Here is a 1314-nt window from a genome sequence, read left to right as displayed (position 1 = left end):
GAGCCTGTCAGTAATTCTGTGTAACTGCCAATGTATTAAAGGTGATCGCTCAGGCGATCACCGAACTCAATAATAAAACGACTCATTGCCAGCCGCCAGTTCTGGATCGGCATACTCCATTTTTTCGACGCATCCTTGATCGCCAGATAAATAACCTTCCGCACCGAGTCATCTGTCGGGAACACTTTGCGTTTCTTAATCGCGGCACGGATCACGCTATTCAGCGATTCTATCGCGTTCGTGGTGTAGATAGCCTTACGGATATCCGGCGGGTAGCCGAAGAACGTGTTCAGATTTTCCCAGTGCGCACGCCAGCTTTTGCTGATTTGCGGATATTTATCGTCCCATTCGCCCGCGAACGCATCCAGCGCCATCAGCGCCGCCTCTTCGGTCGGGGCCTGATAAACTGCTTTTAGCCCGCTGGTGACGGCTTTGTAGTCCTTCCAGGAGACGTATTTCAGGCTGTTACGTACCATATGGATGATGCACAACTGGATGTGAGTCTGCGGGTAGACGCTGTTTATCGCATCCGGGAAGCCCTTCAGACCATCCACACAGGCAATCAGGATGTCCTGAAGACCCCGGTTTTTCAGCTCCGTCAGCACGCTTAGCCAGAACTTTGCTCCTTCATTTTCGGCCAGCCACATGCCCAGTAACTCTTTCTGGCCTTCAGTATTGATCCCCAGCGCCAGGAAAACAGCTTTGTTTAACACACTGCCATTCTGGCGAACTTTAACAACAATACAGTCCATATAAACAATGGGATACAGAGCATCCAGTTGCCGGTTTTGCCACTCAGTGACCTGCTCTTTTACGGCGTCCGTGACTTTAGATATCAGCGTGGGTGACACATCGGCGTCGTACATCTCTTTGAAGGTGGCGACGATTTCGCGGGTAGTCATGCCTTTGGCGTAGAGGGATAAAATCTGGCTGTCCATCTGCGTAATGCGCGTCTGGTGTTTCTTAATCAGCTGTGGTTCGAAGGTGTTTTCACGGTCACGCGGCGTGTTCAGTTCGATCTCGCCGTCATCGCATAACACCGTTTTTGACGAGTAGCCATTGCGGGTGTTTGAGCCTGTTTTGGGCGCATTTTTCTCATGCCCGAGGTGGTCAGTCAGCTCCGCATTGAGCGCCGTTTCGACGGTAAGCTTCGTCAACATGCGGGAAAAAGCATTGAGATCGGCTTCGGTTTTGAGGCCTTTAGCCAGTTCAGCCGCAAGGGCTTTGAGTTTCTTTTCGTCCATAAATGCCTGTCTCCGTTACAGGAGTGAACATATCAAAAACAGGCAATTACACAATTTTAATTACAGTCTC

The 1314-nt window shown here is 50.5% G+C and carries 1 protein-coding gene; it reads right to left on the bottom strand.

The window, feature by feature from the left end; genetic code table 11:
• Positions 1 to 35 precede the first annotated feature (35 nt).
• On the bottom strand, positions 36 to 1244 hold the full coding sequence (locus JJB97_RS18045; protein WP_238715453.1) for an IS256 family transposase: 1209 nt from the start codon (positions 1242 to 1244) through the stop codon (positions 36 to 38).
• Positions 1245 to 1314 lie beyond the last annotated feature (70 nt).

It is taken from the genome of Tenebrionibacter intestinalis (assembly GCF_016632365.1).
Classification (GTDB): Bacteria; Pseudomonadota; Gammaproteobacteria; order Enterobacterales; family Enterobacteriaceae; genus Tenebrionibacter; species Tenebrionibacter intestinalis.
The sequence above is the reverse complement of the archived record's forward strand: the minus strand, read 5'-3'. Positions and strand labels throughout refer to the sequence as shown.

Coding starts and splice junctions, on each gene's coding strand:
- JJB97_RS18045 (WP_238715453.1), bottom strand. CDS start 1,244: ATGGACGAAAAGAAACTCAAAGCCCTTGCGGCTGAACTGGCTAAAGGC.